The sequence below is a fragment of the Pseudomonas sp. AN-1 genome, from assembly GCF_034057115.1.
Taxonomy (GTDB): domain Bacteria; phylum Pseudomonadota; class Gammaproteobacteria; order Pseudomonadales; family Pseudomonadaceae; genus Geopseudomonas.
Genome location: NZ_CP139195.1, coordinates 2,510,515 through 2,536,949 on the forward strand (window position 1 = coordinate 2,510,515; position 26,435 = coordinate 2,536,949).

Below are 26,435 nucleotides of genomic sequence, written 5' to 3' on the forward strand. Positions count from 1 at the left end.
GCCGCGGCGCCCTGCGACCAGCAGGGCCCCGCGTCGGTCAGCGTGCGCCCGGACGCTTGCCGCCAGGCTTCTTCTTGCCGCGGGCGAAGGTCTGCGCCTTGCCCTCCTCGCCCTTGTTCCACGCCTTGCTGCCGTCGCTGGCGCGCGGCGGCAGACCGCTGTGCTGGGTGAGCAGCGGCTTGCCCGCGGCGGCGCCGACCTTGCGGCTGCCGGCCGGGGTGGAGTTCTTGCGCCGCGCGCTCTGGTAGCCGCCGTCGCCCGCTGGCTGGGTGGCCGGGATCAGCTGGTGCTTGGCCGGACCGATCAGGTCGGCGCGGCCCATTTCCTTGAGCGCCTCGCGCAGCATCGGCCAGTTCTTCGGGTCGTGGTAGCGCAGGAAGGCCTTGTGCAGGCGGCGCTGGCGCTCGCCCTTGACGATGTACACCTCGTCGCTCTTGTAGGTGACCTTGCGCAGCGGATTGCGCCGCGAATGGTACATGGCGGTGGCGGTGGCCATCGGCGACGGGTAGAAGGCCTGCACCTGGTCGGCGCGGAAACCGTTGCGCTTGAGCCACAGGGCGAGGTTCATCATGTCCTCGTCGGTGGTGCCCGGGTGCGCGGCGATGAAGTAGGGGATCAGGTACTGCTCCTTGCCCGCCTCCTTCGAGAACTTCTCGAACATCTTCTTGAAGCGGTCGTAGGTGCCGATGCCCGGCTTCATCATCTTGTCCAGCGGGCCGCGCTCGGTGTGCTCCGGAGCGATCTTCAGGTAGCCGCCGACGTGGTGGGTGACCAGCTCGCGCACGTACTCCGGCGACTCCACGGCGAGGTCGTAGCGCAGGCCGGAGGCGATCAGTATCTTCTTCACCCCGGGCAGGGCGCGGGCGTCGCGGTACAGCTGGATCAGCGCCGAGTGGTCGGTGTTGAGGTTGTCGCAGATGCCCGGATACACGCACGACGGCTTGCGGCAGGCCGCCTCGATCTCACGGCTCTTGCAGGCGATGCGGTACATGTTGGCGGTGGGACCGCCCAGATCGGAGATCACCCCGGTGAAGCCCGGCACCTTGTCGCGGATCTCCTCGATCTCGCGCAGGATCGACTCCTCCGAGCGGTTCTGGATGATCCGCCCCTCGTGCTCGGTGATCGAGCAGAAGGTGCAGCCGCCGAAGCAGCCGCGCATGATGTTCACCGAGAAGCGGATCATCTCGTAGGCCGGGATCTTCTCGCCCTGGTAGACCGGGTGCGGCACGCGGGCGTAGGGCAGGCCGAAGACGTAGTCCATCTCCTCGGTGGTCAGCGGGATCGGCGGCGGATTCAGCCAGACGTCCTGCTCGCCGTGGCGCTGCACCAGCGCGCGGGCGTTGCCCGGATTGGTCTCCAGGTGCAGCACGCGGTTGGCGTGGGCGTAGAGCACCGCATCGCTCTTCACCTTCTCGTAGGACGGCAGGCGGATCACCGTGCGCTCGCGGGTCAGTTTCGGATGCGGCAGCAGCTCGACCGGCCTGGCCTCGTTGGGATCTTCCACGCCGCCTTTGCCCTGCTCGATGGCGCAGGCCTCGAGATCCTGGGTGTTGACGTAGGGGTTGATGATCTTGTCGATGCGCCCCGGGCGGTCGATGCGCGTGGAGTCGATCTCGAACCAGCCCTCGGGGGTGCCGCGGCGCACGAAGGCGGTGCCGCGCACGTCGTCGATCGACTGGACCGGCTCGCCGGCGGCCAGCCGCTGGGCGACCTCGACGATGGCGCGCTCGGCGTTGCCGTAGAGCAGGATGTCGGCCTTGGCGTCCATCAGGATCGAGTGGCGCACCTTGTCCTGCCAGTAGTCGTAGTGGGCGATGCGCCGCAAGGAGGCCTCGATGCCGCCGAGCACGATGGGCACGCCCTTGTAGGCCTCGCGGCAGCGCTGGCTGTAGACCATGCTGGCGCGGTCCGGGCGCTTGCCGGCCACGCCGCCGGGGGTGTAGGCGTCGTCGGAGCGGATCTTGCGGTCGGCGGTGTAGCGGTTGATCATCGAGTCCATGTTGCCCGCCGCCACGCCGAAGAACAGGTTCGGCTGGCCGAGCTTCATGAAGTCGTCCTTCGACTGCCAGTCCGGCTGACTGATGATGCCGACGCGGAAGCCCTGCGCCTCGAGCAGGCGGCCGATGATCGCCATGCCGAACGACGGATGGTCGACGTAGGCGTCGCCGGTGACGATGATCACGTCGCAGGAATCCCAGCCCAGCAGGTCCATCTCCTCCCGGCTCATCGGCAGGAAGGGCGCGGGCCCGAAACATTCGGCCCAGTACTTGGGATAGTCGAACAGCGGCTTGACGGCTTGCATGGCGGTGACCAGGAACTCTCGGCGGGAATTGCGCGGGCGCGGAGGATAGCACAAAAAGTGTACAAGTCCGACGCCCGGAGTCGGGATTGGTGCCTCAGTAGCGGTGCCGGCGCGCCACCCGCGCGGTGACCTTGCTGAGCAGCTCGTAGCCGATGGTGCCGCAGGTGGCGGCCACCTCGTCGACCGGCAACTGCTCCCCCCACAGCTCCACCGGCGTGCCGACCTGCGCCTCGGGCACGGCGGTGATATCCACGGTCAGCAGGTCCATCGACACCCGTCCCACCAGCGGCACGCGCTGGCCGCCGACCAGCACCGGGGTGCCGGCCGGCGCACAGCGCGGGTAGCCGTCGGCATAGCCGCAGCTGATGGTGCCGATGCGCGTCGGCCGCTGCGCCACCCAGCCGGCGCCGTAGCCGACGCTCTCCCCGGCCGGCACCTCGCGCACGGCGGTCAGCGCCCCGCTCAGGGTCATCGCCGGGCGCAGGTCGAACTCGGCGGCCGGGCGCTCGGCGAACGGGCTGGCGCCGTAGAGCATGATGCCGGGGCGCAGCCAGTCCAGGTGCGCTTCCGGGCGGGTGAGGATGGCCGCCGAGTTGGCCAGCGAGCGGTTGGCGAAGGCCAGGTCGTCGAGGCCGCGGTAGCAGTCCAGCTGAATCTGGTTGAGCGGATGCCCGGGCAGGTCGGCGCAGGCGAAGTGGCTGAGCAGGTTGAGTTCGGCCACCTGCTCGGCGCCGGCCAGGCGCGCATGCCAGGCGCGCAGTTCGTCGGCAGCGAAGCCCAGACGGTGCATGCCGGAATCCAGCTTGAGCCAGACGTTGAGCGGGCGCACCAGGTTGCTGGCGAGCAGCGCCTCGGCCTGCTCGCGGCTCTGCACCACCACGTCGAGGCCGAGCTGGGCGGCCATCAGGTATTCCTTGGCCTCGAAGCAGCCCTGCAGCAGCAACACCCGCGCCCGGCCGTGCAGGCCGCGCACCTCGCCGGCCTCCTCCAGGCAGGCGACCACGAAGCCGTCGGCCTCCGGCAGGGCGCTGACCACCTCGCGCGCACCGTGGCCGTAGGCGTTGGCCTTGACCACCGCGAACACCTGCCGACCCGGCGCGCAGGCCCTGGCCCGCGCGTAGTTGTGGCGGATGGCGGACAGATCGATGGTGGCAACCAGGGGGCGCATGGGCGGGGCCTCGAAACGGAAAACGGGCGTCCATCTTACCCGCTGGACGCCCGTTTTCCTTGATCGGCCACAGTCCGGCGATCATTCGTCCTCGAAGTTGTACATCCCCGGCGCGAGGTTCTCGAAGCGCGTGTACTTGCCGAGGAAGGCCAGACGCACGGTACCGATCGGGCCGTTCCGCTGCTTGCCGATGATGATCTCGGCGACGCCCTTGTGCTCGGTCTCCGGGTGGTACACCTCGTCGCGGTAGACGAACATGATCACGTCGGCGTCCTGCTCGATGGCGCCCGATTCGCGCAGGTCCGAGTTGACCGGGCGCTTGTTGGGCCGCTGCTCCAGCGAGCGGTTGAGCTGCGACAGGGCGATCACCGGGCAGTTGAATTCCTTGGCCAGCGCCTTCAGCGAGCGGGAGATCTCGGAAATCTCGTTGGTGCGGTTCTCGCCGCCCGAGCCGCCGATCTGCATCAGCTGCAGGTAGTCGACCATGATCAGCGCCAGGTCACCGTGCTCGCGCACCAGACGGCGGGTGCGCGCGCGCATCTCCGAGGGGCTGATGCCGGCGGTGTCGTCGATGAACAGCTTGCGCTCGTTGAGCAGGTTGACCGCCGAGGTCAGGCGCGGCCAGTCGTCGTCGTCGAGGCGACCGGAACGCACCTTGGTCTGGTCGATGCGCCCCAGCGAGGACAGCATACGCATCACCAGCGACTCGCCGGGCATCTCCAACGAGTACACCAGCACCGCCTTGTCGCTGCGCAGCACGGCGTTCTCCACCAGGTTCATGGCGAAGGTGGTCTTGCCCATCGACGGGCGGCCGGCGACGATGATCAGGTCGGCCGGCTGCAGGCCGCTGGTCTTCTCGTCCAGGTCGGCGAAGCCGGTGGAGATGCCGGTGATCGCCTCGTGGGTGTTGAACAGGGTATCGATGCGGTCGATGGCCTTGGTCAGCAGCTCGTTGAGACCGACCGGACCGCCGGTCTTCGGCCGCGCCTCGGCGATCTCGAAGATCTTGCGCTCGGCCTCGTCGAGGATCTCGTCGGCGCCGCGACCCTGCGGGTTGTAGGCGCTGTCGCCGATCTCGTTGCTGATGCCGATCAGCTGGCGCAGGGTGGCGCGCTCGCGGATGATCTGCGCGTAGGCCTTGATGTTGGCCACCGACGGGGTGTTCTTGGCCAGCTCGCCGAGGTAGGCCAGGCCGCCGACCTGGGCCAGTTGGCCTTCCTTGTCGAGCTGCTCGGACAGGGTGACCACGTCGAACGGCTGGTTGCGCTCGGCCAGCTTGTAGATGGCCCGGAAGATCAGCCGATGGTCGTGGCGATAGAAATCGCCGTCGGAGACCAGATCGAGCACCCGCTCCCAGGCGTTGTTGTCCAGCATCAGGCCGCCGATCACCGCCTGCTCGGCCTCAATGGAGTGCGGCGGCACCTTGAGGGCGGCGGTCTCCAGGTCGTATTGCGCGGGGACGCTGATCTCGTTCATCGCTTCGCTACCCTGTTCACCGTACTGCAGAAAGACAAAGGGCACGCCTGCGGATGCAGGGCGTGCCCGATGTTAGCGGCCCGGCATCAGAGATGCACGGGCATCGATGGCAGCCTTAGGCGGCCACCACCACCACGCGAACGGTGGCGTCGACGTCGCTGTGCAGGTGCACGGCAACGTCGTACTCGCCGACCAGACGGATGGCACCGTTGGGCAGGCGGATTTCGCTCTTGGCCACTTCCACGCCGGAGGCAGTCAGGGCGTCGGCGATGTCGTGGGTGCCGATGGAGCCGAACAGCTTGCCTTCATCGCCAGCGGTGGCGGTGATGGTGACTTCCAGCTCGGCCAACTGAGCGGCGCGGGATTCGGCGTAGGCCTTCTTCTCGGCAGCCAGCTTCTCCAGCTCGGCGCGACGGGCTTCGAACGCGGCAACGTTCTCGGCGGTAGCGGCGGTGGCCTTGCCCTGCGGCAGCAGGTAGTTGCGACCGTAACCGGCCTTGACGTTCACCTTGTCGCCCAGGTTGCCCAGGTTGGCGACTTTTTCCAGCAGGATAACTTCCATTTGGCTTTAACCTCTTAACTTTTAACCTTCACCGTCCGTGGGCCCCGGCGCATCGCGCCCGGTGCGCCCACGGAAATCAAACAGACTGTCGACCACGGCCAACACGACCAACAACGGATACACCAGCTGCATGAACAACAGCAGCGACACGTACATCCCCACCAGCCAGAAGCGCCCGAGGCGCTGCTGGGCCACCAGCCCGTGCACCAGCGCGGCGCCGGCGAAGGCCAGCGGCACGCTGCACAGCGGCGTCAGCATGGCCAGCTCGATGCCCAGCCCCGGCAGCAGGAACACGCCCACCAGCAGGGTCACGGCCAGCGGTGCCGGCAGGCGGATGGCGCGGAACTCGCGACCGAAACCGCCGGGGTTGTACAGCAGGGCCTGCCAGTAACGCCCCAGCAGCAGGCACAACAGGCTGAGCAGCTGCAGCAGCGCGGCCATCAGCCCGGTCAGCACCGGCGCCAGCAGCGCGCCGATGCGGGCCCTGTCGTCCGCGCCCATCTGCTGGTAGGCGTCGCCAAGCATCTGCGGCATCAGCTCGAGCAGCTCGGCGGCGTTGCGCTCGACCGTCTCGCCGAACACCGCGTCGATGACCACGCCATACAGCACGCCAAGCACCACGCTGGCCAGCAGCACCCGCGTCCACGAGACGCTGGCGCGCAGCACCACGGCCAGGGCCAGACTGCCGAACAGCACCAGCAGCGGCCGCGGCTCGCCGAAATGCCACCACAGCAGGGTCGGCAGCAGCGCCCACAGCACGACGCCCAGGGCGTCGTTCAGGCCGCGGCGCAGCAGGACCAGCGCGCCGGCTGCCGCGCCCACCCAGAACAGCATGGGCAGGGCTGCCGCGACGACCACCGCTAGGGTGGCCTGCAGGCGTCCACGCATGACGAAGTCAGCCAGTGCCCGCATGGGTTAATCCGTTGACCTGTCGACGGGCCTGGCCTCAGCGGCCGTGGCTGTCGGTGTAGGGCAGCAGGGCCAGGTAGCGGGCACGCTTGATGGCGGTGGCCAGCTGACGCTGATACTTGGCTTTGGTGCCGGTGATACGGCTCGGAACGATCTTGCCGGTTTCGGAGACGTAGGCCTTCAGGGTGTTGAGATCCTTGTAATCGATCTCGACAACGCCTTCAGCGGTGAAACGGCAGAACTTGCGACGACGGAAGAAACGTGCCATGAAGTGGCTCCTCAATACTGGTTACGAAGATTACTCGTCGGCGCTGTCGCCGTCGCTGCCTTCAGCGGCGCCTTCGGCGCTTTCGCTGCGGTCACGACGCTCGCGGCGCTCGTTGCGGCTTTCTTCGGCCTTGAGCATCTCGGACTGCTCGGTGACGGCGGCGTCACGACGGATCACCAGGTTGCGGATGACGGCGTCGTTGTAGCGGAAGTTGTCTTCCAGCTCGGCCAGGGCAGCGGCGCTGCACTCGACGTTCATCAGCACGTAGTGGGCCTTGTGCACGTTGTCGATGGCGTAAGCCAGCTGACGACGGCCCCAGTCTTCCAGGCGGTGAACCTTGCCACCGTCTTCTTCGATGGTCTTGGTGTAACGCTCGACCATGCCGCCAACCTGCTCACTCTGATCCGGGTGAACCAGGAAGACGATTTCGTAATGACGCATAAATGCTCCTTACGGGTATGCAGCCTGCCGCCAGGATAGCGGTCAGGCAAGGAGTGAATGTTTCGTGTGTGCTTGCCGCTGGGCGGACGCGCATGCGCCTGCCGGGACGACAAGGGGCAGCATTGTACGGAGGGCAGGACCGCCCCGCAACCAGGCGGGGCGGGATTTCAGACGCCCGGGAGCGGGCGGCGCTGGCGCACCGCCTCGAACAGGCAGACGCCGGTGGCCACCGAGACGTTGAGGCTGCTGACGCTGCCGCCCATCGGCAGCTTGGCCAGGTAGTCGCAGTGCTCGCGGGTCAGCCGGCGCATGCCCTTGCCCTCGGCGCCCATCACCAGCACGGTCGGCCCGCGCAGGTCGAGATCAAAGATCTCCTGGGTCGCCTCGCCGGCGGTGCCGACGATCCACAGGCCCTGCTGCTGCAGCTTCTCGAGGGTGCGCGCCAGGTTGGTCACCGCCACCAGCGGCACCACCTCGGCGGCGCCGCAGGCGACCTTGCGCACCGTGGCGTTGAGGGTCGCCGACTTGTCCTTGGGCACGATCACCGCCTGCACGCCGGCGGCGTCGGCGGTGCGCAGGCAGGCGCCGAGGTTGTGCGGGTCGGTCACCCCGTCGAGCACCAGCAGCAGCGGCACCGACTCGCCGCGCGCCAGCAGCTCCTCGAGGTAGTTCTCCCCCCACACCTGGCTGGGGCTGACCTCGGCGACCACGCCCTGGTGCACGCCCTCGGCCCACTCGTCCAACTCGCGCCGCTCGCGCTGGCCGACCGGCACGCGCGCCTCGCTGGCCAGCTGCACCAGCGCCTGCACCCGCGGATCCTGGCGCCCCTCGGCCAGCCACAGCTGCTTGACCCGCTTGGGGTGATGGCGCAGCAATGCCTCCACGGCATGCACGCCGTAAACCCGTTCCCACTGACTCATTCTTCGACCTTGCGTTTACGTATGGCTCGCCCGGCCGATGCGTCGGTCGCGGGCTTCTTGCTGGCCTTGCTCTTGCCCTTGCCCTTGGCCGCCCCGGAAACCCGGTGCGGCCGGGGAACGGCCTTCTTCTTGTCCGCCGCCGTCTTGGCCTTGGTCTTGCCCTTGTCGCCCTTGGCCGACGGTTTCGTCGACGCCTTGGCCTCATCGAGCAGTTTCTTCTTCACCGCCCGGCTCTTCTCGACATCGATGTTGCCGAGCAGCAGGTCGGCCTGCTCGAGCAGCTCCGGAGCCACCTCCGGCAGCGCCTGCACCCGGCCGGTCTTGCCCGCCTCGCGGCGCGAAGGCGCAGGCGAGCCGGTCGCCTCCAGCTCGCGCGGCGCGCCGCGCTTGCGCTCCGGCGCCTTGCCGGCCGCCTCCCGGCCTGCCTTCGCCTGCCGCTTGCGCGCCGGCAGCGCGGTGAGCGGGTTGTCGCTGAGCTCGAAGTCGATCTTGCGCTCGTCGAGATCGACGCGCGCCACCAGCACCCCGACGCTGTCGCCGAGACGGAAGCTGCGCCCGGAGCGCTCGCCGGACAGACGATGGTGCACCGGGTCGAAGTGGTAGTAGTCGGCCGGCAGCGCGGTGACGTGCACCAGGCCTTCCACGTAGATGTCGGTCAGCTCGACGAACAGGCCGAAGCCGGTCACCGCGGTGACCACGCCGGGGAAGGTCTCGCCGACGCGGTCGCGCATGTACTCGCACTTCAGCCAGTTGACCACGTCGCGGGTCGCCTCGTCGGCACGCCGCTCGGTCATCGAGCACTGCTCGCCGAACCAGGCCAGGCGCTCCTCGTCGTAGGGATAGATGCGCGCCTTGGGCAGGCTGGCCGCACCGACCCGCACCACCTTGTCGGTCTGCCGCTTGGAACGGATCACGCTGCGAATCGCCCGGTGCACCAGCAGGTCCGGGTAGCGGCGGATCGGCGAGGTGAAGTGGGCGTAGGCCTCGTAGTTGAGACCGAAGTGGCCGGCGTTCTCCGGGCTGTACACCGCCTGGCTGAGTGAACGCAGCATCACCGTCTGGATCAGGTGGTAGTCGGGACGCTCGCGCACCGCCTCGAGCAGGTTGAGGTAGTCCTTGGGCGTCGGCTCGCCCTTGCCGCGATACAGGGTCAGCCCCAGCTCGGCGAGGAAGCTGCGCAGCTTCTCCAGCTTCTCCGCCGGCGGCACGTCGTGCACCCGGTACAGCGCCGGGATCTCGTGCTCCTCGAGGAAGCGCGCGGTGGCGACGTTGGCGCACAGCATGCATTCCTCGATCAGCCGGTGCGCGTCGTTGCGCTGGGTCGGGCGGATCTCAGTGATCTTGCGGTCGGCGCCGAAGACGATGCGCGTCTCCTGGGTCTCGAAGTCGATGGCGCCGCGCACCTGGCGCGCCGCCAGCAGCGCCTTGTACAGCGCATACAGCTGGCGCAGGTGCGGCACCAGGTGCGGCATCTGCTGGCGGAGGAACCGGGCCTCGGTCGAGTTGGGCTTCTCCAGCAACTGACTGACCTTGGTGTAGGTCAGCCGCGCATGGGAATGGATCACCGCCTCGTAGAACTGGTAGCCGGTCAGCTCGCCGCGCTTCGACACGGTCATGTCGCAGACCATGGCCAGACGGTCGACCAGCGGATTGAGCGAGCACAGGCCGTTAGACAGCTCCTCCGGCAGCATCGGAATCACCCGCTCGGGGAAGTACACCGAGTTGCCGCGCTCGATGGCCTCGGCGTCCAGCGCCGATTCGACCTTCACATAGTGGGACACGTCGGCGATGGCGACGAACAGCCGCCAGCCACCGCCCTTCAGCGCCTCGGCATACACAGCATCGTCGAAGTCGCGGGCGTCCTCGCCGTCGATGGTGACGAACGACAGCTTGCGCAGATCGACGCGCTTTTCCTTGTCCTTCTCGTCCACCTCGGGCTTGAGCTTCTTCGCCTCGGCCAGTACGGCCTCCGGCCAGACGTGCGGCAGGTCGTAGCTGCGCAGCGCCACCTCGATCTCCATGCCCGGCGCCATGTAGTCGCCGAGCACCTCGACCACCTCGCCCTGGGCCTGGCGGAAGGTCGTCGGCCAGACGTCGATGCGCACCTGGACGAACTGGCCATGCCGCGCCGCCCCCTGCTTGCCGGGCAGCACCAGCACCTGCTGCTGGATCTTCGGGTTGTCGGCGACCACCACCGAGACGCCGCTCTCCTCGAAGAAGCGGCCGACCAGGGTCTCGTGGGCGCGACTGAGCACCTCGACCAGCGCGCCCTCGCGGCGACCGCGGCGGTCGACGCCGGAGACGCGGGCCAGCGCGGTATCGCCGTCGAACACCAGGCGCATCTGCGCCGGGCTGAGGAACAGGTCGTCGCTGCCGTCGTCGGGAATCAGGAAGCCGAAGCCGTCGCGGTGGCCGCTGACGCGCCCGCGGATCAGGTCGAGCTTGTCCACCGGGGCATAGGCGCCGCGGCGGGTATAGATCAGCTGGCCGTCGCGCTCCATGGCGCGCAGCCGGCGGCGCAGGGCCTCCTCGGCCTCCTCGCCAGCCAGCCCCAGTTCCTCGAACAGCTGCGCCCGGCTCGCCGGCGCACCGCGCTCGGCCAGGTGGGCGAGGATAAGCTCGCGGCTGGGAATGGGGTTGTCGTATTTCTCCGCCTCGCGGGCGGCCTCGGGATCGAGGCTTTGCCAATCGGCCATGTGTCGGTTTTCACCCTTGGTTGTCTTGCTCTTGGTCATGCCTATATTGAAGCGCGAAAGCGCCCTGCGGGGCAGCTTCGTCAGCACAATAAATTTTTTTCGCATCAGGGGTTTACAAGCCGTCGAGGCCACCCTTATGATGCGCGCCCACAGCAGCAGCAACAACTGCAGCTGTAACGATAGAGCAGATGAGCAATCATCGCACTATTAGCCCAGGTGGCGGAATTGGTAGACGCGCTGGTTTCAGGTATCAGTGGTGGCAACACCGTGGAAGTTCGAGTCTTCTCCTGGGCACCAATTCCAAGCAGACGCGCAAGCGGATGCTGACGAAAGAAGCAGTCAGGCTTCGCCGGCAACGGCAGACATGGCACGCCCAGGTGGCGGAATTGGTAGACGCGCTGGTTTCAGGTATCAGTGGTAGAAATACCGTGGAAGTTCGAGTCTTCTCCTGGGCACCAATTCCAAGCAGACGCGCAAGCGGATGCTGACGAAAGAAGCAGTCAGGCTTCGCCGGCAACGGCAGACATGGCACGCCCAGGTGGCGGAATTGGTAGACGCGCTGGTTTCAGGTATCAGTGATAGCAATATCGTGGAAGTTCGAGTCTTCTCCTGGGCACCAATTCCAAAAAACCGGATCGCAAGATCCGGTTTTTTTTCGCCTGCAGAAAAGTCGCACCCCACCCTGCCGGCACACCCCGGCAAACCCATCACCCGCAAAAAAGAAAAAGGCCGCATCAGCGGCCTTTTCCTCGACAGCGCGCCCCTCAGGCGTACGGATGACGCAGCACGATGGTCTCGTTGCGGTCCGGGCCGGTGGAGATGATGTCGATCGGCGCACCGACCAGCTCCTCCACGCGCCTGATGTAGGCGCGGGCGTTGGCCGGCAGGTCGTCGATGGACTTGGCGCCGACGGTGGATTCGCTCCAGCCCGGCATCTCCTCGTACACCGGCTCGAGGCCGACGTAGCTGTCGGCGTCGGTCGGCGCCTCGCCCATGATCTCACCGGCGGCGTTCTTGTAGGCCACGCACAGCTTGACGGTCTCGAGGCCGTCGAGCACGTCCAGCTTGGTCAGGCACAGGCCGGAGATCGAGTTGATCTCGATGGCACGACGCAGGATCACCGCGTCGAACCAGCCGCAGCGGCGGGCGCGACCGGTGGTCGAGCCGAACTCGTGACCGACCTTGGCCAGACGGGCACCGACCTCGTCGAACAGCTCGGTGGGGAACGGACCGGAACCGACGCGGGTGGTGTAGGCCTTGGTGATGCCGAGGATGTAGTCCAGGTACAGCGGGCCGAAGCCGGAACCGGTAGCGGTGCCGCCGGCGGTGGTGCTGGAGCTGGTCACGTACGGGTAGGTGCCGTGGTCGATGTCCAGCAGCGAGCCCTGGGCACCCTCGAACATGATGTAGGCGCCGGCCTTGCGCAGCTCGTGCAGGCGGGCGGCCACGTCGGTGACCAGCGGCTTGAGGATCTCGGCGTAGGCCAGCGCCTCGTCCAGGGTCTTCTGGTAGTCGACCGGATCGACCTTGTAGAAGTTCTCGAGAACGAAGTTGTGGTAGGTCAGCAGCTCCTTGAGCTTGACCGCGAAGCGCTCGGGGTTGAACAGGTCGCCGATGCGCAGGCCGCGGCGGGCGACCTTGTCCTCGTAGGCCGGACCGATGCCGCGACCGGTGGTGCCGATCTTGCCTTCCGAGCGGGCCGCCTCGCGGGCCTGGTCGAGAGCCACGTGGTACGGCAGGATCAGGGTGCAGGCCGGGCTGATGCGCAGGCGCTCGCGCACCGGTACGCCCTTCTCTTCCAGCTTGGTGATTTCCTTGAGCAGCGCATCCGGCGCCACCACCACACCGTTGCCGATCAGGCACTGCACGTTGTCGCGCAGGATGCCGGACGGAATCAGGTGCAGGACGGTCTTCTCGCCGTCGATCACCAGGGTGTGGCCGGCGTTGTGGCCACCCTGGTAGCGCACCACGGCGGCAGCCTGGTCGGTCAGCAGGTCGACGATCTTGCCCTTGCCCTCATCACCCCACTGGGTGCCCAGGACCACGACATTCTTACCCATAACACTTGTCCCCTCGTGGAAGGTCGGTACCGGCGCGAAGCCGGTGAAAGTACTCAGGAAGCCAGCGGCGAAACCTGCCAGCCACCCTCCTGTAAACGCAATTCGCTGTCGCAGCCGGCGGCGCGTGCATCGACCAGGCTCTGCCCCGGCAGCGCCTGCACCACCCGCCGACCGCTGCGGCGCAGTTCGAGCACGGCCTGCCACAGGCCGGCCTCGCCGCCCTGCGGCGCCCAGACGCCGCCCGGCGCCTCGGCCTGGATCGCCTGACCGAGGCTGACCAGGGTCTTGAGGTCGGTGGAGAAGCCGGTGGCCGGCCGCGCGCGCCCGAAGTCGGCGCCGATGTCGTCGTAGCGCCCGCCCTGGGCGATGGCCTGACCGACGCCGGGCACGAAGGCGGCGAACACCATGCCGGTGTGGTAGTGGTAGCCGCGCAGCTCGCCGAGATCGAAGTACAGCGGCAGCGCCGGGTAGTGGGCGGCCAGCTCGTCGGCCACCGCCTCCAGCTCGGCCAGCGCCGCCAGCACGGCGGCCGGCGCCGCGGCCAGCTGCGCGCGCGCCTGGCCCAGCACCTCGCGGCCGCCGCACAGCTCGGCCAGGGCGCGCAGCATGGCGCCCTGCTCGGCCGGCAGGCCGGCGGTCAGCTCGGCGATCTCGTCGATGGCCTTGCGCTGCAGGGCGTCGAACAGCTGCTGCTCGGCCTCGCCGGACAGGCCGGCGGCGCGGGCCAGGCCGCGGTAGATACCGACATGGCCGAGATCCATGTGCACGTCGGCGACACCGGCCAGCTCGAGCACCTCGAGCATCAGGCCGATGACCTCGCGGTCGCTGGCGGTGCTGGCATCGCCGTACAGCTCGGCGCCGATCTGGATCGGGCTGCGCGAGGTGGACAGCGCCCGCGGCCGCGCATGCAGCACGCTGCCGGCGTAGCACAGGCGGCTCGGGCCCTCCTGGCGATGGGTGTGCGCATCGAGGCGCGCCACCTGCGGGGTGATGTCGGCACGGAAGCCCATCTGCCGTCCGGACAGCGGGTCGGTGACCTTGAAGGTGCGCAGGTCGAGATCCTGGCCGGCGCCGGTGAGCAGCGACTCCAGGTACTCGATGTGCGGGGTGATGACCAGCTCGTAGCCCCAGTTGCGGAACAGGTCCAGCACCTGACGGCGAGCCGTCTCTATGCGTGCCGCTTCTGCCGGCAGCACTTCCTCGATTCCGTCCGGCAGCAGCCAGCGGTCCAGCGTTGCCATATTGCCTCTCCCCTTTCGGCCGGGCGTGGTGTTCAACGGAGCCAGTAGAGCAGCGCCGTTCCCAGCAGCATGCTGCCCAGTCCGATCAGCCGCAGCTGGCGATCCTCCAGCCCGGCCAGACTGATGACAGCCTCGCGCCAGCGCCGCGGACAGAGGAAGGGCAGGATGCCCTCCAGCACCAGCAGCAGACAGAAAGCGATGCCGAGTTCTTGCCACATGGTTCCCGCAGACGCAAAAAAGCCGGGAAATCCCGGCTGACTCATGATAACACGTTTTCCCCGCGATCACGCCGGCGGCTGCACGGGCAGCCGCCGGGCGGACCGGTCAGGGCTTGACCTGCTCCAGATAGCGGAAGAAGTCGCCCTTGGGATCCAGCACCATCACGTCGCGCTTGCCGGCGAAGCTCTCGCGGTAGGCCTGCAGGCTGCGATGGAAGGCGTAGAACTCCGGGTCCTGGCTGTAGGCCTTGGCATAGATCGCCGCCGCCTGGGCATCGCCCTGGCCGCGCAGCTCCTCCGCCTCGCGGTAGGCCTCGGCCAGCAGCACGCGGCGCTGGCGGTCGGCGTCGGCACGAATGCCCTCGGCCAGCTCGCGACCCTTGGCACGGTGCTCGCGGGCCTCGCGCTCGCGCTCGGTGCTCATCCGCTCGAACACGCTGCGGTTGACTTCCTTGGGCAGATCGATGGCCTTGACCCGCACGTCGAGCACCTCGATGCCCAGCTCGCGGCGCGCCATGCGGTCGAGCAGCTGGGTAATGTCGGCCATCAGCGCATCGCGCTCGCCGGACACCACCTCATGCAGGGAGCGCTTGCCGAACTGGTCACGCAGACCAGACTCCAGGCGGCGCGACAGGCGCTCGTCGGCGATCTGCTTCATGCCCGAGGTGGCGGTGTAGAAGCGCTCGGCATCGGCCACCCGCCACTTGGCGTAGGCGTCCACCATCACCGCCTTCTTCTCCAGGGTGAGGAAGCGCTGGGTCGGCGAGTCCAGAGTCAGCAGGCGGGCATCGAACTTGCGCACCTGGTTGACGTAGGGAATCTTCACATGCAGGCCCGGCGGCACGTCGGCCTGGACGATGCGACCGAACTGCAGCAGCACCGCCTTCTCGGTCTGCAGGACGATGTAGAAGCAGTTCCAGCCCACCAGCGCCAGCACGGCGGCGGCGATCAGGGCGATCAGCGACTTGTTGCTCATCAGCGGCTCTCCCTCGAACGCAGGTCACGCTGCGCATCCGAACCCACCCGTGGCGCCTCCACCGCACCGGACTGGATGCTCGGCATCACCGGCGTCGACAGCGGCGCACGGCCTTCCATCATCTTGTCCAGCGGCAGATAGAGCAGGCTGTTCTGCCCCTGCTCGCTGCTCATCAGCACCTTGCTGGTATTGCCCAGCAACTCCTGCATGGTCTCCAGGTACAGGCGCTGGCGGGTCACCTCCGGGGCCTTGCGATATTCGACCAGCAGCTTGCTGAAGCGGTCGGCCTCGCCCTGGGCGCGGGAGACCACTTCCTCGCGATAGCCGTTGGCGTCCTCGACGATGCGCTGGGCCTGGCCGCGCGCCTCGGGGATCACGCCGTTGGCGTAGGCCTCGGCCTGGTTCTTCTCGCGCTGCTCGTCCTCACGGGCCCGGATCACGTCGTCGAAGGCTTCCTGCACCTCGCGCGGGGCGGCGGCGCTCTGGATGTTGACCTGGGTGACGGTGATGCCGGTCTTGTAGGTGTCGAGGAAACGCTGCAGGCGCTCCTTGACGTCGGCGGCCATCTGCTCGCGGCCCTCGGTCAGCACCTGGTCCATCGAGGTCGAGCCGACCACGTGGCGCAGGGCGCTGTCGGTGGCGTGCTGCAGGCTGACTTCCGGCTGGTCGACGTTGAGCACGAACTCCTGCAGGTTGCTGACCCGGTACTGCACGGTCAGCGGCACCTCGATGATGTTCTCGTCCTCGGTGAGCATCTGGCCCTGCTTGCTGTAGGCACGCTCGCGGGTGACGTTTTCCTGGAACTTGCGGTCGATCGGCGGCAGATAGAGGTTCAGGCCCGGCCCGACGGTCTCGTAGTACTTGCCGAAGCGCAGGATCACCGCCTGCTCCTGTTCGTCCACCACGTAGACGGCGCTGTACAGCCAGAGCGCGGCGAGCACGCCGAAGCCGATGGCCACGAGGCCGAGACCGCCGCCCTTGCCGCCCGCGCCGCTGTCGCCGCTGCGCTTGCGACCACCGAACAGGCTGTTCAGGTTGTCCTGCAGCTTGCGCAAGGCTTCGTCCAGATCCGGTGGCCCCTGCCGACCGCCGCCACGGCGGCCGCCCCAGGGATCGTTGTCGTTCGAGTTGCCACCCGGCTCATTCCAGGCCATAGCGTTCTCCCCACTGATAACGCGTAGACGTGCCCACAGGGCACATCCGTCCATGCTACCGAAAGCCTCCGAGCGGCGGCAAAGCCGGGCGCCCGGGCTTTATTGCAAAGTGTGTTGCGCGAGAAAGTCGTCGGACTTCCAGCCCTCGCGACTGACCAGCTTGTTCAGCTCGACCCGCGGCAGGCGTACCTTCAACAGGATGGCACCTTCCTCGTCATGCTGCTCGTCCTGCACCGCACCGAGCGCGAACAACTGGGCACGCAGGCGGCCGAGCTGCTGCGGCAGGCGCAGGATGCCGACGAACAGGTCATCGCCGAGCAGTTCGGTGATCGCCTGGCGCAGCAGGTCCAGGCCCTGCCCCTCGCGGGCCGACAGCCAGACACGCACCGGCTTGCCGCTGTCGTCGCGCTGGATCTGCGGCGCCACGCCGGGCAACAGGTCGAGCTTGTTGTACACCTCGAGGGTCGGCAGCTGGTCGGCACCGATCTCCTTGAGCACCGAGTAGACCTGCTCGATCTGCAGCTGGCGCTCGGGCTCGTGGGCGTCGATCACGTGCAGCAGCAGGTCGGCGTTGCTCGACTCCTCAAGGGTGGCGCGGAACGCCTCGACCAGCTTGTGCGGCAGGTGGCGGATGAAGCCCACGGTATCGGCGAGGATCACCGGACCGACGTCGGCGAACTCGAGACGACGCAGGGTGGGATCGAGGGTGGCGAACAGCTGGTTGGCGGCGTAGACGTCGGCCTCGGTCAGCGCGTTGAACAGCGTCGACTTGCCGGCGTTGGTGTAGCCGACCAGCGAGACCACCGGCACCTCGGCGCGCTTGCGCCCGCGGCGCGCCAGCTCGCGCTGGCTGCGCACCTTCTCCAGGCGCTGCTTGATCTGGCGGATGCGCACGCGCAGCAGGCGACGGTCAGTTTCCAGCTGGGTCTCGCCCGGGCCGCGCAGGCCGATGCCGCCCTTCTGCCGCTCGAGGTGGGTCCAGCCGCGCACCAGGCGCGTGCTCATGTGCTCGAGCTGGGCCAGTTCGACCTGCAGCTTGCCTTCATGGGTGCGCGCACGCTGGGCGAAGATGTCGAGAATCAGGCCGGTACGGTCGAGTACCCGGCATTCGAACTCGCGCTCGAGGTTGCGTTCCTGACTGGGAGTCAGGGTGTGGTTGAAGATGACCAGTTCGGCCTGCTCGGCCCTGACCTGCTCGCGGATCTCGTCGACCTTGCCGCTGCCGATCAGGAAGCGTGCCGTGGGCTGGTGCCGGGGTACGCTGATGAAGCCAGCGACCTCGGCACCCGCCGAACGGGCCAGTTCGAGAAACTCGTCGGGATCTTCACGCGCCTCGGGCGCCTGGCCGTCCAGATGAATCAGGATGGCCCGCTCGCCACCCTCGTGGCGCTCAAAGAACAAGACCGGCGGCTCCGCTTATTCGGCGTTGCCCGGCTCACCCGACTCGCTGCTGGGCAGACGGACCGGACGGCTGGGAACCACGGTGGAGATCGCGTGCTTGTAGACCATCTGGCTGACGGTGTTCTTCAGCAGGATGACGAACTGGTCGAACGACTCGATCTGGCCCTGCAGCTTGATGCCGTTGACCAGATAGATGGAAACCGGAACGCGTTCCTTACGCAGGGTATTCAGGTAAGGGTCTTGTAGCGAATGCCCTTTTGACATTTTCCACACTCCTTCAGGGGATAAGTAATTGTATTAATCAGGTCGAATTCGACGAAGTCATGGCTTGCGACGGCGCTTTCCCCACAGGATAGCCGGCTGCGGGCCGAAACTCAGCCATTAATGGCGACAGTCTGCAGGTATTTCAAGGTGCGCGCGAGATTGTCTGCGGCCAGGCTGTCGAGCCAGTGCAGCGACGACCAACTGCGCAGCCAGGTGAACTGTCGCTTGGCCAGCTGGCGGGTGGCGATGATGCCGCGTTCGGCCATCTCCTCCCGGGTCAGACGGCCCTCGAGATATTCCCATACCTGCCGGTAGCCCACCGAGCGGATCGACGGCAGCCCCGGGTGCAGGTCGCCGCGCGCATGCAGCGCTTCGACCTCGGCCACGAAGCCCTGTTCCAGCATCAGGTGAAAACGCCGGGCGATGCGCTCGTGCAGCAGCGCGCGCTGCGCCGGGGCGATGGCCAGGTGGGCGACAGTATAAGGGAAAGCCTGTGCGTGCGGCGCGCCGCCGTGCAGATTTTGCAACACCTGCTGGCGGCGGCGATGCTCGCTCATGTTCAGGCCGCTGACCCGGTACACCTCCAGGGCACGGACCAGGCGTTGCGGGTCGTTGGGATGGATGCGCGCCGCCGACTCCGGGTCGACCCGCGCCAGCTCGGCATGCAGCGCGGCGAGCCCCTCGGCGACGGCCTGCGCCTCCAGCTGGGCGCGGACCTGCGGATCGGCCGAAGGCATGTCGGCCAGGCCCTCGAGCAGCGCCTTGAAGTACAGCATGGTGCCGCCGACCAGCAGCGGGATGCGCCCGGCGGCGGTGATCTCGGCCATGGCTGCCAGCGCATCGCTGCGGAACTCGGCGGCCGAGTAGCTCTCGGCCGGGTCGCGGATGTCGATCAGCCGGTGCGGGAACTCGGCGAGCAGCTCGCGCGGCGGCTTGGCGGTGCCGATGTCCATGCCGCGGTAGACCAGCGCCGAGTCGACGCTGACGATCTCGCAGGGCAGCACCCGCGCCAGCTCGATGGCCAGGTCGGTCTTGCCCGAGGCGGTCGGACCCATGAGGAAGATGGCGGGGGGCAGCGCGGACATCGGCGAACTCGGTGTAGGGATGAGGGAAGGCGGGGCGCTCAGCGCCCGCGCAGGAACAGCTTGTCCAGCTCGTCCATGCCCAGTTGGGTCCAGGTCGGCCGGCCGTGGTTGCACTGGCCGCTGCGCTCGGTGCTCTCCATGTCGCGCAGCAGGGCGTTCATCTCGGGCAGGGTCAGGCGGCGGTTGGCACGCACCGCGCCATGGCAGGCCATGGTCGCCAGCAGCTCGTTGAGATGGGCCTGGATGCGGTCGCTGGAGCCGTATTCGAGCAGGTCGCTGAGCACGTCGCGCACCAGCTGGCTGGCCTGCGCCTGCTTGAGCAGCGCGGGAATCTGGCGGATCGCCAGGGTCTCCGGCCCCAGGCGCTGCAGCTCGAAACCAAGGCGGGCGAACCAGGCGGCGTGCTCCTCGGCGCAGTCGGCCTCGCGCTGGCTGAGGGCGATGGACTCGGGCACCAGCAGCGGCTGGCCGCGCAGGCCCTCGCTGGCCATGGCGCTCTTCAGCCGCTCGTAGGTGATGCGCTCGTGGGCCGCGTGCATGTCCACCAGTACCAGGCCGTGGGCGTTCTCGGCGAGGATGTAGATGCCCTTGAGCTGGGCCAGCGCGTAGCCCAGCGGCGGCACGTCGCCCTGCCCCTCGGGCAGCGCCGCCGGCCCGGCCAGCGGAGCGAAGAACTCGCGGTAGGCGCCCTGTAGCTCGGCCTGCGGCTGGGCCGCCGGCGCCTGCACCGGCCGATAGCCGCCTCCACCGCCCGGACGGCTCTGCCCGCCGAGCGGCGCCTGCCAGGCCGGCTCCGCCGGCGTGGCAGCCGGCACATGCTCGGCCAGCACCATCTCGTTCTGCCCGGCGAACTCGCCGGCGGCCAGGCCAGTGACCTGCGGCTCGCCGCGCGGCGCCGCGGCGGGAGCCAGCTGGCTCTCCGGGCGCACGTCGGCCAGCGCGCGGTGCAGGGTGCCGTAGAGGAAGTCGTGGACCATGCGGCTGTCGCGGAAGCGCACCTCGTGCTTGGTCGGGTGCACGTTGACGTCGACCACCGCGGGGTCGATCTCGAGGAACAGCACGAAGGCCGGGTGGCGGCCGTTGTACAGCACGTCGCGGTAGGCCTGGCGCACCGCGTGGGCGACCAGCTTGTCGCGCACCATGCGGCCGTTGACGTAGAAGTACTGCAGGTCGGCCTGGCTGCGCGAGAAGGTCGGCAGGCCGACCCAGCCCCACAGACGCAGGCCGTTGCGCTCGAGGTCGAGCGGCAGCGCCTGCTCGAGGAAGGCCGGACCGCAGACGCTGGCCACCCGCCGCGCGCGGCTGACTTCGTCCTTCGCCGGATGCAGGCCGAGCACGCCCTTGCCGTTGTGGCGCAGGTGGAAGCCGACCTCGAAGTGGGTCAGCGCCAGGCGCTTGATCACCTCCTGCAGGTGGTCGAACTCGGTCTTCTCGGCGCGCAGGAACTTGCGCCGCGCCGGGGTGTTGAAGAACAGGTCGCGCACCTCGACGCTGGTGCCGTCGGGATGCGCCGCCGGCTGCACCCGCGGCGCCATGTCGCTGCCCTCGACCTCGACCTGCCAGGCCTGCGGGGCGCCGCGCCGGCGCGAGGTCAGGGTCAGGCGCGCCACCGAGCTGATCGAGGCCAGCGCCTCGCCGCGAAAGCCGAGGCTGAGCACCCGCTCGAGGTCCTCCAGCTCGCGGATCTTGCTGGTGGCGTGGCGCGCCAGGGCCAGCGGCAGGTCGTCCGGCTCGATGCCGGCGCCGTCGTCGCGCACGCGCAGCAGCTTGATGCCGCCCTGCTCGACCTCGACGTCGATGCGCGTGGCGCCGGCGTCCAGGCTGTTCTCCAGCAGCTCCTTGGCCACCGAAGCCGGCCGCTCGACCACCTCGCCGGCGGCGATCTGGTTGGCCAGCCGCGGAGTGAGCAGCTGGATGCGCGCCGGTGCGCTCATGGCTGGGCCGCCAGGGTCGGCGCCGGGATGGTCAGCATCTGGCCGGCCTTAAGATTGTCGCTGGCCAGACGGTTGGCGCTGCGCAGCGCGGCCTGGCTGACCTGGTAGCGCTGGGCGATCAGCGCCAGGCTCTCACCCGGGGCCACCCGGTGGGCGCGCTCGCCCACCTTGATCTTGCCCTGGTCGCGCAGCCAGGCGATGTAGGTGCCAGGCGGCGGGTTCTCGTGGAAGAACTGGCGCACGCCGCTCTGGATCGAGCGCGCCAGCGCCTGCTGGTGGCTCTTGGTGGCCAGCTTCTGCGATTCGCCGGGGTTGGAGATGAACCCGGTTTCCACCAGGATCGACGGGATGTCCGGCGACTTCAGCACCATGAAGCCGGCCTGCTCGACCCGGCGCTTGTGCAGCGGGGTGATGCGCCCCATGTTCGCCAGCACCTTGTGGCCGACGTCCAGGCTGGAGGACAGGGTGGCGGTCATCGACAGATCGAGCAGCACCCCGGCGAGCATGCGGTCCTTGTCGTCGAGGCTGACGCTGCCGACGCCGCCGACCAGATCCGAGCGGTTCTCGCTGTCGGCCAGCCAGCGCGCGGTCTCCGAGGTGGCGCCGCCTTCGGAGAGGGCGAACACCGAGGCGCCGAAGGCCGCCGCGCGCGGTGCGGCGTCGGCGTGGATGGAGACGAACAGGTCGGCGCCCTTCTTGCGGGCGATCTCGGTGCGCTTGCGCAGCGGGATGAAGTAATCGCCGGTACGCACCAGTTCGGCGCGGAAGCCTTTCTCCTGGTTGATCAGGCGCTGCAGTTCGCGGGCGATCTCCAGTACCACGACCTTCTCGCGCAGGCCGCGCGGGCCGATGGCGCCCGGATCCTCGCCGCCGTGGCCGGCGTCGATGGCGATGACGATGTTGCGCTTGCCGCTGGGCAGCGGCGCCGGGCGGGCCGCCGCCTCGCGAACCACGGTCTTCGGCGCTTCGGGCGCGACCGGCGGCGGGTTGTCGGCCGCTGGCGGCGCAGCGCTCCCCTGGGCCACCGCGGGCACTGCCGCGGGCGCCTTGGGCGCCACAGCCGGCGGCGCCTCGCCCTGATCGAACAGGTCGACCACCAGGCGATGGCCGTACTGCTGGTTGGGCGCCAGGCTGAAGCTCTTCGCCTCCACCATCGCGGCGGTGTCGATGACGATGCGCAGCTTGCCGGGGGCCTGCTCGGCGGCGCGCAGGCCGGTGATCGGCGTGTTGGCCGTGGCCAGTTGCTCGAGACGGGTCCCCAGCTGGGCCCCCTCGACGTCGATGACGATGCGCTCCGGCGCGCTCAGGGAGAACACCTTGTGCTGCACCGGCCCGCTGAGGTCGAACACCAGGCGGGTGTTGTCCGGCGCACGCCACAGGCGTACGCCACGAATCTCGCTGGCCGCATGCACCACCTCGGCGGCCAGCATGGCCAGCAGGGTGCCCAGTACGGCAAGCAGCGCCCGGGGGCGAAGGGCCCATCCCATGTTCATTGGACTCCCACAGTCGTCAGGGCGGCGCACCAGGACTCGCCCCGCGCGCCGTGGGGCAGCAGGCGCAACACCCGCCCCTCGCCATGCACGTCGATGCTGATGTCCAGGTCCGCCTTCGGCAGAATGCCGGCGCCGCGCTCGGGCCACTCGATCAGGCACAGCGCGTCGCCTTGGAAATAGTCGCGGATGCCGAAGAATTCCAGCTCCTCGGGATCTGCCAGGCGATACAGGTCGAAATGGTAGACCCGCCGCTCGCCCAGCTCGTAGGGCTCGACCAGGGTGAAGGTCGGGCTCTTCACCGGCCCCGCATGGCCCAGGCCGCGCAGGATACCGCGCGACAGGGTGGTCTTGCCCATGCCCAGGTCGCCATGCAGGCAGATCACTCCGCGCCCGCCGGTCACCTCGGCCAGGCGCGCGCCCAGGGCCAGCATGGCCGCCTCGTCGGCGGCGTACAGCGTCACTTCAGGCACGGACTGTGCTCCTCCAGCAGTTCACGGATGGTCTCGATCAGGTCGGCGGCCGCCAGGCCGCGTCCGCCGCGGCCCAGGCGCTCGCCGGCACAGGCATGCAGCCAGACGCCCAGCCGCGCCGCGGCGCCCACTTCCAGGCCCTGCGCCAGCAGGGCGCCGAGCAGGCCGGCGAGCACGTCGCCGAGGCCGGCCCCGGCCATCGCCGGATGACCTCGGTCGCACAGGTGCAGTTCCCCGCCCGGAGTCGCCACCAGGCTGCCGAGTCCCTTCAGGACCACCACCGCATTCAGCCGGCGCGCCAGCTCCAGCGCCGCCGCCGGGCGATCGGCCTGCACCTGGGCGCTACTGCAGCCGAGCAGGCGCGCCGCCTCGCCCGGATGCGGAGTGACCAGCCAGTCGCCGGCCGGCGGCGCCAGCAGCCCGGCGGCCAGCAGGTTGAGCGCGTCGGCGTCCCATACCTGCGGCTTGCCCTGCGCGCCGAGGCCGGCCAGCAGGGTGCGCGCCCAGGGGCCCTGGCCGCAGCCGGGGCCGAGCACCAGCACGTCGGCCTGGGCGAGCAGCGCGTGCAGTTCGAAGGACGACTGCACGGCGCGGGCCATCACTTCCGGGCGTCGGACCAGCATGGCCGGCACGTGCTCGGCGCGGGTGGCCAGGCTGACCAGCCCGGCACCACCGCGCAGGCAGCTCTCGGCGGCGAGCAGCGCAGCGCCGCCGTAGCCGAGGTCGCCGCCGACCAGCAGGACGTGGCCGAACTGGCCCTTGTGGGCGTTGAGCAGCCGCGGCGGCAGGCGCGGCACGCTGTCCGCCGTCAGGCGCCGCGCCGCCGGCGGCAGCTCGGCGACCAGCGCCGGGTCGGCGCGCAGGTCGTCGAAGGCCAGCTCGCCGCAGTGGTCAGGGCCGTCCAGGCAGAACAGGCCGAGCTTGAGCGCCAGCAGGGTGACCGTCAGTTCGGCGCGGATCGCCACGCCGAGCACCCGCCCGCTGTCGCCGCACAGTCCCGACGGCAGGTCGACCGCCAGCAGCGGCCGGCCGCTGGCGTTGGCCAGGCGGATGGCCTGGGCGTAGGGCTCGCGCACCTCGCCCGCCAGACCGGTGCCGAGCAGGGCGTCGACCAGCACGCCGGTCAGCGGCGCGCACTCGCACCACGGCTCGACGGCCACCCCGGCGGCCTGCGCCGCGGCATGGGCGGCGGCGGCATCGCCGCCCAGCTGCGCCGGATCGGCGACCGCCAGCACCCGCGCGCGCCAGCCGGCGCGCCGGGCCAGCGCGGCGACCAGGTAGCCGTCGCCGGCATTATTGCCGCGCCCGGCCAGCACGGTGATCTCGCCGGCGTCCGGCCAGCGGCGGCGCAGCGCGCGCCAGAGGGCATGGGCGGCGCGCTGCATCAGCTCGCTGCCGGGGGTGCCGGCGGCGATCAGGCGCGCGTCCAGCTCGCGGACCTGGGCGGCGCGATGGAGGGCGAGGGGCAAGGCGGGGGCAGTCAGCGGCATGGACCATTCGACTCGAGGCTCTGGCACAATTATACCCACCCTGCCCCCGAGCACCGCCAGCCATGTCGACCAGCGCCCCCGATCCCGCCGCCCTCGCCCAGGCGATCAAGACCTGGGGCCGCGAACTGGGCTTCCAGCAGGTCGGCATCGCCGGCGTCGAACTGGGCGAGCACGAGGCGCACCTCGCGCGCTGGCTGGCCGCCGGCTACCAGGGCGAGATGGACTACATGGCCGCCCACGGCAGCAAGCGCTCGCGGCCGGCCGAGCTGGTCCCCGGCACCCTGCGGGTGGTCTCGCTGCGCATGGACTACCTGCCCGGCGACACGCGCATGGCCGAGGTGCTGGCCAGCCCGGACAAGGCCTACGTGTCGCGCTACGCGCTGGGCCGCGACTACCACAAGCTGGTGCGCAAGCGCCTGCAGCAGCTGGCCGAACGCATCCAGGCGGCGATCGGCCCGTTCGGCTACCGCGCCTTCGTCGACAGCGCGCCGGTGCTGGAGAAGGCCCTGGCGCAGCAGGCCGGACTCGGCTGGATCGGCAAGAACACCCTACTGCTGAACAAGCAGGCCGGCAGCTGGTTCTTCCTCGGCGAGCTGTTCGTCGACCTGCCGCTGCCGGTCGACGCAGCGCACGAGCGCGAGCACTGCGGGCGCTGCCAGGCCTGCCTGGACGTCTGCCCGACCGCCGCCTTCGTCGGCCCGCAGCTGCTGGACGCGCGGCGCTGCATCTCCTACCTGACCATCGAGCTCAAGGGCAGCATCCCCGAGGAGCTGCGCGCGCCGATCGGCAACCGGGTGTTCGGCTGCGACGACTGCCAGCTGGTATGCCCGTGGAACCGCTTCGCCCGGCCGACGCAGCAGGACGACTTCCGCCCGCGCCACGGCCTGGACAACAGCGAGCTGGCCGAACTGTTCCGCTGGAGCGAGGAGGAGTTCCTCGCCCGCACCGAGGGCTCGCCACTGCGCCGCGCCGGCTACGAGCGCTTCCTGCGCAACCTGGCGGTCGGCCTGGGCAACGCGCCCGCCAGCATCCCGGTGCTCGAGGCGCTGCGCCTGCGCCGCGAGTACCCCAGCGAACTGGTCCGCGAGCACGTCGAATGGGCGCTGGCGCGCCACGGCGCGACCTGATCAGCGATAGAGCAGCGGATAGAGCAGGCGCCCCGCCGCCTCGTTGAGCAGCAGGCTGCTCTGCCAGATCGCCACGGCCTCCGGCAGCCAGCCGCCCAGCGGCCGGCCATTGGCCACGCCGAGAAAACCCATGGGCGCGGGAATCACCTCGAAGCCCTGGCGCTCGAAGCACCAGCGCGCCCGCGGCATGTGCCAGGCCTGGGTGACCAGCACGATGCGCCTGACCCCGGCGTCGCGCAGCAGCGGCGCGCTCAGCGTGGCGTTCTCCCAGGTGGTGCGGCTGCGCCCCTCCTGCCAGCGCAGCGCGACGCTGAAGTCCTCGCTGAGCACCGCAGCCAGCAGCTCGGCCTCGCTGGGCGGTTCGCCCCGGTGCAGGCCGCCGCTGGCGAGGATCGGCAGGCCGCTGGCCCAGTGCAGGCGCGCCGCCAGGCGGGCGCGCTCCAGCGCCAGCAGGCTCGGCTGGTCGCCGCCCCAGCCCGGATCGCCGCGCTCGCGGCCGCCGCCGAGCACCACGATGGCCTCGGCGCGCTGCGCCAGCGTCGGCCACGCCGCCCGCTCCAGCGCCGGCTCGTGCTCGAGCAGGCGCGCGCCCAGCTCGACCACCGCCGGCAGGCTCATCAGCCACAGGCCGCCCAGCCCCAGCACGGCGCAGGCCAGCGCCCGGCGCGGACGGCGCGCCCGCCACCAGAAGGCGAGCAGCAGGAGCAGCAACAGGCCGCCCGGCGGCAGCAGCAGCTGCTTGAACAGATAGCGCAACGGCACCGCAATCCTCCTTGTCCC

Annotated in this window: 23 protein-coding genes and 3 tRNA genes; 4 read left to right on the forward strand and 22 right to left on the reverse strand. The window is 69.2% G+C overall.

Annotated features, from left to right (window positions below; translation table 11 throughout):
- Positions 1-37: 37 nt before the first annotated feature.
- The 9 genes from SK095_RS11760 to rnr all read right to left on the reverse strand — a co-directional run bounded on the left by SK095_RS11760 (position 38) and on the right by rnr (position 10,742).
- Positions 38-2,302 carry a YgiQ family radical SAM protein gene (locus SK095_RS11760; RefSeq protein ID WP_320546405.1) on the reverse strand — a complete coding sequence of 755 codons (2,265 nt, stop codon included), beginning with the start codon at positions 2,300-2,302 and terminating at the stop codon, positions 38-40.
- A 94-nt stretch (positions 2,303-2,396) separates the two neighbouring features.
- Positions 2,397-3,470 carry an alanine racemase gene (gene alr, locus SK095_RS11765; RefSeq protein ID WP_320546406.1) on the reverse strand — a complete coding sequence of 358 codons (1,074 nt, stop codon included), beginning with the start codon at positions 3,468-3,470 and terminating at the stop codon, positions 2,397-2,399.
- A gap of 81 nt (positions 3,471-3,551) precedes the next feature.
- On the reverse strand, positions 3,552-4,946 hold the full coding sequence (gene dnaB, locus SK095_RS11770) for a replicative DNA helicase (RefSeq protein WP_136491139.1): 1,395 nt from the start codon (positions 4,944-4,946) through the stop codon (positions 3,552-3,554).
- A 115-nt stretch (positions 4,947-5,061) separates the two neighbouring features.
- Positions 5,062-5,508, reverse strand: a complete 447-nt coding sequence (rplI, locus tag SK095_RS11775; protein WP_090351833.1) for a 50S ribosomal protein L9 — start codon at positions 5,506-5,508, stop codon at positions 5,062-5,064.
- A 21-nt stretch (positions 5,509-5,529) separates the two neighbouring features.
- Entirely contained in the window at positions 5,530-6,420 is an 891-nt protein-coding gene (locus SK095_RS11780; RefSeq protein WP_320546407.1) for a hypothetical protein, read from the reverse strand.
- A gap of 34 nt (positions 6,421-6,454) precedes the next feature.
- The gene (gene rpsR / locus SK095_RS11785) at positions 6,455-6,685 is read right to left on the reverse strand and encodes a 30S ribosomal protein S18 (RefSeq protein WP_136491141.1); all 231 of its coding nucleotides are present in this window, start codon (positions 6,683-6,685) and stop codon (positions 6,455-6,457) included.
- A gap of 30 nt (positions 6,686-6,715) precedes the next feature.
- Positions 6,716-7,126 carry a 30S ribosomal protein S6 gene (gene rpsF, locus SK095_RS11790; protein ID WP_136491142.1) on the reverse strand — a complete coding sequence of 137 codons (411 nt, stop codon included), beginning with the start codon at positions 7,124-7,126 and terminating at the stop codon, positions 6,716-6,718.
- Between the two features lie 167 nt (positions 7,127-7,293).
- The gene (gene rlmB / locus SK095_RS11795) at positions 7,294-8,046 is read right to left on the reverse strand and encodes a 23S rRNA (guanosine(2251)-2'-O)-methyltransferase RlmB (protein ID WP_136491143.1); all 753 of its coding nucleotides are present in this window, start codon (positions 8,044-8,046) and stop codon (positions 7,294-7,296) included.
- A complete protein-coding gene (gene rnr, locus SK095_RS11800; RefSeq protein ID WP_320546408.1) occupies positions 8,043-10,742 on the reverse strand; it encodes a ribonuclease R in 2,700 nt (899 codons plus the stop codon). Before rnr ends, rlmB begins: the two co-directional genes overlap by 4 nt.
- 210 nt (positions 10,743-10,952) lie before the next feature.
- Here rnr and SK095_RS11805 point away from each other — a divergent pair.
- The 3 genes from SK095_RS11805 to SK095_RS11815 all read left to right on the forward strand — a co-directional run bounded on the left by SK095_RS11805 (position 10,953) and on the right by SK095_RS11815 (position 11,361).
- A tRNA-Leu gene (locus SK095_RS11805) sits at positions 10,953-11,039 on the forward strand.
- A 74-nt stretch (positions 11,040-11,113) separates the two neighbouring features.
- Positions 11,114-11,200 (forward strand) — tRNA-Leu (locus tag SK095_RS11810).
- A gap of 74 nt (positions 11,201-11,274) precedes the next feature.
- Positions 11,275-11,361: transfer RNA gene (locus SK095_RS11815), tRNA-Leu, on the forward strand.
- A gap of 145 nt (positions 11,362-11,506) precedes the next feature.
- Here the strand turns inward: SK095_RS11815 and SK095_RS11820 are convergent.
- From SK095_RS11820 to SK095_RS11875, 12 genes are all read right to left on the reverse strand, one after another.
- Positions 11,507-12,802: an adenylosuccinate synthase gene (locus SK095_RS11820; RefSeq protein WP_320546409.1), complete on the reverse strand. Its 1,296-nt coding sequence runs from the start codon at positions 12,800-12,802 to the stop codon at positions 11,507-11,509.
- Positions 12,803-12,855: 53 nt separating this feature from the next.
- Positions 12,856-14,043 carry an ATP phosphoribosyltransferase regulatory subunit gene (locus SK095_RS11825; protein WP_201487865.1) on the reverse strand — a complete coding sequence of 396 codons (1,188 nt, stop codon included), beginning with the start codon at positions 14,041-14,043 and terminating at the stop codon, positions 12,856-12,858.
- Positions 14,044-14,075: 32 nt separating this feature from the next.
- Complete coding sequence (locus tag SK095_RS11830) at positions 14,076-14,261, reverse strand: DUF2065 domain-containing protein (protein WP_136491415.1); 186 nt, start codon at positions 14,259-14,261, stop codon at positions 14,076-14,078.
- A gap of 106 nt (positions 14,262-14,367) precedes the next feature.
- On the reverse strand, positions 14,368-15,237 hold the full coding sequence (hflC, locus tag SK095_RS11835; protein WP_136491406.1) for a protease modulator HflC: 870 nt from the start codon (positions 15,235-15,237) through the stop codon (positions 14,368-14,370).
- Positions 15,237-16,391, reverse strand: a complete 1,155-nt coding sequence (hflK, locus tag SK095_RS11840; protein ID WP_320546410.1) for an FtsH protease activity modulator HflK — start codon at positions 16,389-16,391, stop codon at positions 15,237-15,239. Before hflK ends, hflC begins: the two co-directional genes overlap by 1 nt.
- 99 nt (positions 16,392-16,490) lie before the next feature.
- Positions 16,491-17,792: a ribosome rescue GTPase HflX gene (hflX, locus tag SK095_RS11845; protein ID WP_201487863.1), complete on the reverse strand. Its 1,302-nt coding sequence runs from the start codon at positions 17,790-17,792 to the stop codon at positions 16,491-16,493.
- A gap of 15 nt (positions 17,793-17,807) precedes the next feature.
- Entirely contained in the window at positions 17,808-18,056 is a 249-nt protein-coding gene (gene hfq / locus SK095_RS11850) for an RNA chaperone Hfq (protein WP_136491409.1), read from the reverse strand.
- 110 nt (positions 18,057-18,166) lie between these two features.
- On the reverse strand, positions 18,167-19,141 hold the full coding sequence (miaA, locus tag SK095_RS11855) for a tRNA (adenosine(37)-N6)-dimethylallyltransferase MiaA (protein ID WP_320546411.1): 975 nt from the start codon (positions 19,139-19,141) through the stop codon (positions 18,167-18,169).
- 38 nt (positions 19,142-19,179) lie between these two features.
- Positions 19,180-21,075 carry a DNA mismatch repair endonuclease MutL gene (mutL, locus tag SK095_RS11860; RefSeq protein WP_320546412.1) on the reverse strand — a complete coding sequence of 632 codons (1,896 nt, stop codon included), beginning with the start codon at positions 21,073-21,075 and terminating at the stop codon, positions 19,180-19,182.
- Positions 21,072-22,562 (reverse strand): N-acetylmuramoyl-L-alanine amidase, encoded by a 1,491-nt coding sequence (locus SK095_RS11865; protein ID WP_320546413.1) that lies wholly within the window; start codon positions 22,560-22,562, stop codon positions 21,072-21,074. The genes mutL and SK095_RS11865 overlap by 4 nt, the downstream gene beginning before the upstream one ends.
- Before the next feature lie 2 nt (positions 22,563-22,564).
- Positions 22,565-23,038: a tRNA (adenosine(37)-N6)-threonylcarbamoyltransferase complex ATPase subunit type 1 TsaE gene (gene tsaE / locus SK095_RS11870; RefSeq protein ID WP_320546414.1), complete on the reverse strand. Its 474-nt coding sequence runs from the start codon at positions 23,036-23,038 to the stop codon at positions 22,565-22,567.
- The gene (locus SK095_RS11875) at positions 23,026-24,528 is read right to left on the reverse strand and encodes an NAD(P)H-hydrate dehydratase (protein WP_320546415.1); all 1,503 of its coding nucleotides are present in this window, start codon (positions 24,526-24,528) and stop codon (positions 23,026-23,028) included. Before SK095_RS11875 ends, tsaE begins: the two co-directional genes overlap by 13 nt.
- A 62-nt stretch (positions 24,529-24,590) precedes the next feature.
- On the opposite strand from SK095_RS11875, the gene queG reads away from it, so the two are divergent.
- Positions 24,591-25,655 (forward strand): tRNA epoxyqueuosine(34) reductase QueG, encoded by a 1,065-nt coding sequence (queG, locus tag SK095_RS11880; RefSeq protein WP_320546416.1) that lies wholly within the window; start codon positions 24,591-24,593, stop codon positions 25,653-25,655.
- Here the strand turns inward: queG and SK095_RS11885 are convergent, their stop codons facing one another.
- On the reverse strand, positions 25,656-26,417 hold the full coding sequence (locus SK095_RS11885; protein ID WP_320546417.1) for a YdcF family protein: 762 nt from the start codon (positions 26,415-26,417) through the stop codon (positions 25,656-25,658). It lies immediately after the preceding gene.
- Positions 26,418-26,435: the final 18 nt, after the last annotated feature.

Coding starts and splice junctions, on each gene's coding strand:
- rpsF (WP_136491142.1), bottom strand. CDS start 7,126: ATGCGTCATTACGAAATCGTCTTCCTGGTTCACCCGGATCAGAGTGAG.
- SK095_RS11865 (WP_320546413.1), bottom strand. CDS start 22,562: ATGGGATGGGCCCTTCGCCCCCGGGCGCTGCTTGCCGTACTGGGCACC.
- hfq (WP_136491409.1), bottom strand. CDS start 18,056: ATGTCAAAAGGGCATTCGCTACAAGACCCTTACCTGAATACCCTGCGT.
- SK095_RS11820 (WP_320546409.1), bottom strand. CDS start 12,802: ATGGGTAAGAATGTCGTGGTCCTGGGCACCCAGTGGGGTGATGAGGGC.
- SK095_RS11830 (WP_136491415.1), bottom strand. CDS start 14,261: ATGTGGCAAGAACTCGGCATCGCTTTCTGTCTGCTGCTGGTGCTGGAG.
- SK095_RS11780 (WP_320546407.1), bottom strand. CDS start 6,420: ATGCGGGCACTGGCTGACTTCGTCATGCGTGGACGCCTGCAGGCCACC.
- dnaB (WP_136491139.1), bottom strand. CDS start 4,946: ATGAACGAGATCAGCGTCCCCGCGCAATACGACCTGGAGACCGCCGCC.
- mutL (WP_320546412.1), bottom strand. CDS start 21,075: ATGAGCGCACCGGCGCGCATCCAGCTGCTCACTCCGCGGCTGGCCAAC.
- SK095_RS11825 (WP_201487865.1), bottom strand. CDS start 14,043: ATGGCAACGCTGGACCGCTGGCTGCTGCCGGACGGAATCGAGGAAGTG.
- rlmB (WP_136491143.1), bottom strand. CDS start 8,046: ATGAGTCAGTGGGAACGGGTTTACGGCGTGCATGCCGTGGAGGCATTG.
- hflK (WP_320546410.1), bottom strand. CDS start 16,391: ATGGCCTGGAATGAGCCGGGTGGCAACTCGAACGACAACGATCCCTGG.
- rnr (WP_320546408.1), bottom strand. CDS start 10,742: ATGGCCGATTGGCAAAGCCTCGATCCCGAGGCCGCCCGCGAGGCGGAG.
- queG (WP_320546416.1), top strand. CDS start 24,591: ATGTCGACCAGCGCCCCCGATCCCGCCGCCCTCGCCCAGGCGATCAAG.
- hflC (WP_136491406.1), bottom strand. CDS start 15,237: ATGAGCAACAAGTCGCTGATCGCCCTGATCGCCGCCGCCGTGCTGGCG.
- SK095_RS11875 (WP_320546415.1), bottom strand. CDS start 24,528: ATGCCGCTGACTGCCCCCGCCTTGCCCCTCGCCCTCCATCGCGCCGCC.
- miaA (WP_320546411.1), bottom strand. CDS start 19,141: ATGTCCGCGCTGCCCCCCGCCATCTTCCTCATGGGTCCGACCGCCTCG.
- SK095_RS11760 (WP_320546405.1), bottom strand. CDS start 2,302: ATGCAAGCCGTCAAGCCGCTGTTCGACTATCCCAAGTACTGGGCCGAA.
- alr (WP_320546406.1), bottom strand. CDS start 3,470: ATGCGCCCCCTGGTTGCCACCATCGATCTGTCCGCCATCCGCCACAAC.
- rplI (WP_090351833.1), bottom strand. CDS start 5,508: ATGGAAGTTATCCTGCTGGAAAAAGTCGCCAACCTGGGCAACCTGGGC.
- rpsR (WP_136491141.1), bottom strand. CDS start 6,685: ATGGCACGTTTCTTCCGTCGTCGCAAGTTCTGCCGTTTCACCGCTGAA.